This is a genomic window from Algoriphagus sp. 10J20-15 (genome assembly GCF_055809615.1).
On sequence record NZ_JBVVUG010000020.1, the window covers coordinates 38,319 to 44,885 of the forward strand.

Sequence of the window (6,567 nt, forward strand, 5' to 3'; positions counted from 1 at the left end):
TTTAAGGTTTAATTACAGTTTTGAGTGCCAACGGCACGATCGGTAGTTATTCCATAACTCACATCAAAGAACTACCCATAATTTTTCCTAACAGGGGCGAGGAATTCTATAGTTTAATAGCCAAGAATTGATACCAAGTCTGAGCAGCGACCTCCGCGTTTTCCTCTGCGCGCTTTGCGGCAAAAGGCGTTTTTCTCTGCGCACTTTGTGGTAAAAAAGGTTCATTCCTTAAGGCACCTTGGTCTTTGATATTACTGCCACTTCTTCTGAAAAGCTCGTACACCTTTTAACTGCGCTCTCTGCGAAACCTCTGCGACCTCAGTGGTTAAATTTTTACAAAAAAATCCCTCCAGCTTTCACCAAAGGGATTCATATATATTAAAATCAGCTCTTATCAGTCAGCCAAATACTTTATCACTGGAGTGTAATCCATGTCAAACGCTTCTGCTACTGCCTGATATACAATATCACCATTGATAATATTCAAACCTGGAACCAAATCAGGATTATCCTGAGCAGCTTTTTTCCAGCCCTTATCAGCCAATTGCATAGCGTAAGGAAGAGTTGCATTTGTCAATGCCAAAGTAGAAGTGTATGGTACAGCACCTGGCATGTTTGCCACGCAATAGTGAACCACATCGTCGATCACGAAAGTTGGGTCCTGGTGCGTAGTCGGCTTACAAGTCTCGATACATCCTCCTTGATCTACTGCCACATCCACTAACACAGTGCCAGGAAGCATGTCCTTCAACATATCACGGGTGATCAAGTGAGGAGCTTTTGCACCTGGAATCAATACAGCACCAATAATCAAGTCATGATTCTGGATCAATTTTCTAATGTTGAATTCATTAGACATCATGGTATTCACGTTGGCAGGCATTACATCAGCTAAGTAGCGCAAACGCTGCAAGTTAAGGTCCATAATCGTAACATCTGCACCAAGTCCCGCTGCCATCCATGCAGCTTGTGTACCTACAATACCACCGCCAAGGATCAATACTTTAGCAGGAAGTACACCCGGTACTCCACCTAGAAGAATTCCTCTTCCACCAAGAGGCTTCTCCAAATAATTCGCTCCTTTTTGAACGGCCATTCTACCGGCTACCTCAGACATAGGAACCAAAAGTGGAAGGCTTTTATCCGGCTTTTCTACAGTTTCGTAGGCAAGACAAACAGACTTACTAGCTACCATCGCCTTAGTCAATGGCTCATAGGAAGCAAAGTGAAAATAAGTAAACAACAATTGATCTTCTTTGATCAGTGGGTATTCAGCTTCTATTGGCTCTTTTACCTTCATAATCATCTCAGCGATCTCGTATGTCGCTTCAATAGTAGGAAGAATAGTAGCACCAGCTTCTACATACATCTCATCTGGGAAGCCACTTCCTTCACCAGCGGTGTGCTGAACGTAAACAGAATGACCTCTTTTTACCAATTCTTGTGCACCGGCAGGAGTCAAGAGCTACCCGGTTTTCGTTGTTTTTGATTTCCTTAGGAACACCTATAATCATGACTTCAAATTTTGGATTTAAATAAACTTGCCCACAAATATAGTAAGTGAAAAGCTACCGATTTACACAGTAAAGAATAGTATTTGGTATGCTTTCGAAAATAAATTGATTTCGAAATTATATTCCGATAATACCCAAAAACATTTAGCAAATTTTAAAAAAGGAAAATTAAGCATTTAAAATTTTGAAGTGGTTTTTTAGCTAAATGCTTGGTTTATAGTCTACAGGGTTTTTGAATTCCCTGCTACTATTAATGGAGAATATTTGTTTTTCAAAATTAAATTCTGTTTTGAATCTTATTAATGACCTCGGTCAAAATTTTTGATTGAAAATTTATATTGTTGAAATTTGCATAGAAGGGGGATTTGGCTATTTTTGAATGATTCAAAAAATCAGCTAAGTAAAACCCAAATAACTTTAGTAAATTAACCTCTATGTCAGAAGTTCAATCAGTTCCAAAAAACCTGAATTCTCCGAATCTTTCCAAAGAAGCTATACTTGAAGATTTTCGAATTGCCATGATCAGTAGGCATGCTTCGTTGGTAGGTAGGAAAGAGGTTTTTATGGGAAAAGCGAAGTTTGGAATTTTTGGAGATGGTAAGGAACTAGCGCAGATCGCTATGGCCAGAGCCTTTCAGATTGGAGATTTTCGCTCAGGGTACTACAGAGACCAGACTTTTATGCTGGCTATCGGTGAATTGACAGTTCAACAATATTTTTCTCAGTTATACGCCCATACCAATGTAGAGGAAGAGCCTGCCAGTGCAGGGCGCCTGATGAATGGGCACTTCGCTACAAGATCCATTAATGAGGATGGAACTTGGAAGGATCTGACCAAAATGTATAATTCTGCTGCTGATATTTCACCCACAGCTGCTCAAATGCCTAAGCTTCTTGGCCTAGCATATGCTTCCAAGCTTTACAGAGAAAATAAAGGGCTGAAGGATATGACTAAGTTCTCGGTAAACGGTAATGAAGTTGCCCTGGGGGACCATAGGAAATGCATCCACATCGGAAGGAATGTTTTTCGAAACTATCAATGCTGCAGGGGTAATGCAGGTACCAATGGTAATATCCATTTGGGATGATGGCTATGGAATATCTGTGCCAAATGAGTTTCATACAACCAAAGGAAGTATTTCGGAGGTTTTGGAAGGTTTTGGAAGAACGGATTCTGAAAAAGGAATTGAAATCATCAGAGTGAATGGCTGGGATTACGAGGCATTACTGAATGCTTATGTGGAAGCAGGAGAGCTGGCTAGAACCTCTCATGTGCCAGTATTGATACATGTGCTTGAAATGACCCAGCCGCAAGGCCATTCTACTTCGGGATCTCATGAGCGATACAAAGACAAAAAGCGTCTTCAGTGGGAGAAAGACTGGGATTGTATTTCCAAATTCAGAGAATATATCCTAAGCAATCAAATTGCCAATGCAGATACTCTAGACAAAATAGAGGCTGGGGCCAAAGCTCAGGTGAAGCAGGAAAAAGAGGCTGCTTGGTCTAATTTTTCCAGTGAAATCAAAAAGGAATTAAATGAAGTTGTCACGCTTTTAAGGGAGGCAGCACAGCATAGCACGAGAAAAGTTATAATCAATCAAATCGCTGAGGAACTATCCAAGACTATTAATCCAATAAGAAAGGATGTAGTAATGGCAGTCCGTAAGGCACTTTTGACCCTGAGATTGGATAGCCCGGCTGTTAAAGCTGATTTGAAAAACTGGTTTTCAAAACAGGCAGATTTAAATTTCGATAGATACAATTCACATCTGTATAGCCAATCAAAATGGAGTGTATTGAATGTGGAGGAAGTACCTGCCCAATTCAATGATACGTCTTCATTCGTAGATGGGAGAGAAGTACTACAGTCTTATTTTGACCTTACCCTCGAAAAAGATCCGCGTTTCTTTACCTTCGGTGAGGATGTGGGTAAGATAGGAGATGTTAACCAAGCCTTTGCAGGCTTACAAGCAAAGCATGGGGAGCTACGTGTTGCCGATACAGGAATCCGGGAATGTACGATTATAGGGCAGGGGATAGGGACAGCATTGCGCGGTTTGAGACCATTAGCGGAAATCCAATACTTGGATTACCTACTCTATGGACTTCAAATGCTTTCGGACGATGTTGCCTGTTTAAACTACCGTACTAAAGGAGGGCAGAAAGTTCCAATGATCGTGCGTACGCGTGGACATAGATTAGAAGGTGTCTGGCATTCAGGCTCACCTATGGGAATGATACTTTCCTCCTTGCGTGGAATGGTTGTTTGTGTTCCTAGAGATATGACTCAAGCTGCCGGCATGTATAATGCATTACTTAAGTCTGATGAACCTGCAATCGTCATAGAATGCTTGAATGGTTATCGACTGAAAGAAAGAATGCCGGTTAATTTGGGCGAATACACAGTAGCTTTAGGTAAGCCTGAAGTTCTAAGAGAAGGAACAGAAGTAACTATTGTTACATATGGTTCCATGTGTAGAATAGTGATGGAAGCCGCTAATGATTTGGCAGAAATGGGCGTTGAGATAGAAGTGCTTGATGTTCAGACGCTTTTGCCATTTGACGTGCATGGAATCATCGGTGAATCAATCAAAAAAACTAACAGAGTGATATTTGCTGATGAAGATGTGCCAGGAGGCGGTTCTGCTTTTATGCTACAGCAAGTAATTGAAGGTCAGGAAGTTTTTAAATTCCTGACAATTCCGAACCTCAAACTCTCACTGCTAAAGCCCATAGGCCAGCTTATTCTTCGGATGGTGATTATTTCTCCAAGCCTAGCGTGGAAGATGTAGTAGAGAAGGTGTATGCTATGATGAGTGAAGTAAATCCTAAGAAATATCCAGCAATCTGAAAAGCTGATTATATATCATAAAAAAAGCCCTTCTGAAGGGCTTTTTTTTATTGTCTTGTGATTTGTGAAAGTGTTACTTCAGGGCTAAAAACCTCATTGCTTCTATTAAGTGCTCTGTCCTGAATTTCTACGGCAATTTGAATGGTATCCCTTCTGAAGATAGGTTCCCAACCAGAGGATAGCATTCCGTAACTAATATTTCCTTCTACAGCCTGTCCCACATCTGAAGTTAAAATTCTAGGGAAACGCCCATTAAAAGTAGTGTAGTATGGAGGATCCTGCCATCTAAACTCTGTGAATTGCCCGTTTCTTTTGATATAGAACTTGACAAATATATTATACTGATTAGGATTCTGCTTTACCCAAATCGTGTCTTTAACCACTTGATTATTGACGATAGGATCTACTAACCAATCGATAGGGTTATAGGAAGGAGCATCTGCAGGTCTGTTGCTATAAGTAATCAACTCACCATTTGAATCCCTTTGGAAGTCCACATCTTGAAATGGCGGATCATCATCGGTAGATGATAAGCCTAAATCTCCCTCTGCGTCCTGAAAATCTATCCCAATTATAAGTGAATCAGCACCGTTGGTAGGGACGTATTCAAGTGATTCAAAGGTGATTTTGGGAACAGAAGGGAAATTATCCGGGGGGTTAATACAGGCACTTGCGAGTAGTAACAAAAAGAATATTCCTAAATAGCTTTTTAAACGCATAAGGCGAAAGTAAATTTACCACAGAATTAAACCAATACTTTGGTTGATTGATGCAAAATATAAAACGATGCAGGACTTTAAAAGTTTTTCAAACAGGGTAAGTAATTTGAGTTCGGATGAATTCGAAAATCTTTAAGTCGAACTTTTTCATTTCCAGTCACAGGCAAATCCAATTTACAGGAAATATCTAGCCGCTCGTAATCTAAATACGGAAAAGGTGAAATCCTTGGATCAAATTCCTTTTTTACCTATCCGCTTTTTCAAGGATCATCAGGTAATATCGGGAGAGACGATTTTTCTGAGTTTTTCTCCAGCAGCGGCACTACCGGAATGATTACAAGCAAACATTTCATTTGGTCTGAGCAATGGTATTTGGAACATGCTCAGCGTATTTTCGAAAATGAGTTTGGATCACTGAAGGGCTTTCATGTCCTCGCGCTTTTGCCTGCTTATTTGGAGAGAAAGGGCAGTAGTCTAGTCAGTATGGCTCGATCGTTTTATTAAACTGAGCAATTCTGAGCATTCTGGTTTTTACCTCTATAATCAGGATGAGCTTATCGAAAAAATGGAATCGCTGGCCGAGGATAATAAAAAGGTGCTGCTGTTAGGAGTTAGATTTGCCTTATTGGATTTAGCAGAATCAGGGAAAAGAATCAGTGCCCCTTCGAATCTAATTGTGATGGAAACAGGAGGAATGAAGGGACGGAGAAAGGAGATGATCCGGGAAGAGGTTCATGATATTTTGAAACCATATTTCGGGGTGGAATTTATCTATTCTGAATACGGGATGACTGAATTGATGTCTCAGGCATATTCAAAAGGCCAGGGAAAATATACGCTACCTGATTCTATGCGGCGTTACGCTGAAGAGATGTGAATGATCCGCTATCTATCACTCAGAGAAGCCAAGGCGGAATCAATGTGTAATCGATTTTGGGCAAATTTTCATTCCTGTGCATTTATTGAAACGCAGGATTTGGGGAGAATAGATGAAAATGGGATGCTGGAAGTGTTGGGGAGATTTGACAATAGCGAAATCAGAGGCTGTAATCTCTTGGTTCAGTAATTGCTATCTTAATATTAATTGAACATATTTGAAAAGAATAATAACTTACATATGAAAAAATTAGCCACAGCAGCATTATTAATTGGGATTTTAGCTTTGGGAGCATGTGCCTCCAGTAAGCCATGTCCAGCTTACGCAAAAGCGACCACTACTCAGGACGCCAATAGCTAAAAAAAAATACGCTGACTTAATAGTCAGCGTATTTTTTTATGTCTTCAAGGCTAATTTCTGGCTCTCCTAGGATTACCAGCCTCTCTACTACATTTCTCAGTTCCCGGATATTTCCAGTCCATGGATACTCCTGCAGTTTTGCCAGAGCGGCTTTACTGATACTTTTTGGTGCATCGCCATTTTCCTGAGAGATATCATCCAAAAACTTATTTACCAGTAAAGGGATATCTTCTTTTCTGTCTTAT

At 40.4% G+C, this 6,567-nt stretch carries 4 protein-coding genes and 3 pseudogenes; 4 read left to right on the plus strand and 3 right to left on the minus strand.

Features of this window, described 5'->3' with window-relative positions:
- Positions 1-394: 394 nt before the first annotated feature.
- A pseudogene (ald, locus tag AC0L6R_RS08785) lies at positions 395-1,514 on the minus strand (alanine dehydrogenase).
- Positions 1,515-1,948: 434 nt separating this feature from the next.
- Between ald and AC0L6R_RS08790 the strand changes: the two are divergent.
- Positions 1,949-4,366: pseudogene (locus AC0L6R_RS08790) on the plus strand (alpha-ketoacid dehydrogenase subunit alpha/beta).
- 47 nt (positions 4,367-4,413) lie between these two features.
- Here AC0L6R_RS08790 and AC0L6R_RS08795 read toward each other — a convergent pair.
- Complete coding sequence (locus AC0L6R_RS08795) at positions 4,414-5,085, minus strand: hypothetical protein (RefSeq protein WP_473270853.1); 672 nt, start codon at positions 5,083-5,085, stop codon at positions 4,414-4,416.
- Between the two features lie 330 nt (positions 5,086-5,415).
- Here AC0L6R_RS08795 and AC0L6R_RS08800 point away from each other — a divergent pair, with 330 nt between their 5' ends.
- The 3 genes from AC0L6R_RS08800 (at position 5,416) to AC0L6R_RS08810 (ending at position 6,151) form a co-directional block, all read left to right on the plus strand.
- Complete coding sequence (locus tag AC0L6R_RS08800) at positions 5,416-5,589, plus strand: hypothetical protein (protein WP_473270854.1); 174 nt, start codon at positions 5,416-5,418, stop codon at positions 5,587-5,589.
- 61 nt (positions 5,590-5,650) lie between these two features.
- Entirely contained in the window at positions 5,651-5,962 is a 312-nt protein-coding gene (locus tag AC0L6R_RS08805; RefSeq protein ID WP_473270855.1) for a hypothetical protein, read from the plus strand.
- 42 nt (positions 5,963-6,004) lie between these two features.
- Positions 6,005-6,151: a hypothetical protein gene (locus AC0L6R_RS08810; RefSeq protein WP_473270856.1), complete on the plus strand. Its 147-nt coding sequence runs from the start codon at positions 6,005-6,007 to the stop codon at positions 6,149-6,151.
- A 187-nt stretch (positions 6,152-6,338) separates the two neighbouring features.
- On the opposite strand, the pseudogene AC0L6R_RS08815 reads toward AC0L6R_RS08810, so the two are convergent.
- Positions 6,339-6,563 (minus strand): annotated as a pseudogene (locus tag AC0L6R_RS08815) (AAA-type ATPase lid domain-containing protein); the annotation flags it as partial.
- Positions 6,564-6,567 lie beyond the last annotated feature (4 nt).

Coding starts and splice junctions, on each gene's coding strand:
- AC0L6R_RS08805 (WP_473270855.1), top strand. CDS start 5,651: ATGGAATCGCTGGCCGAGGATAATAAAAAGGTGCTGCTGTTAGGAGTT.
- AC0L6R_RS08810 (WP_473270856.1), top strand. CDS start 6,005: ATGTGTAATCGATTTTGGGCAAATTTTCATTCCTGTGCATTTATTGAA.
- AC0L6R_RS08795 (WP_473270853.1), bottom strand. CDS start 5,085: ATGCGTTTAAAAAGCTATTTAGGAATATTCTTTTTGTTACTACTCGCA.
- AC0L6R_RS08800 (WP_473270854.1), top strand. CDS start 5,416: ATGATTACAAGCAAACATTTCATTTGGTCTGAGCAATGGTATTTGGAA.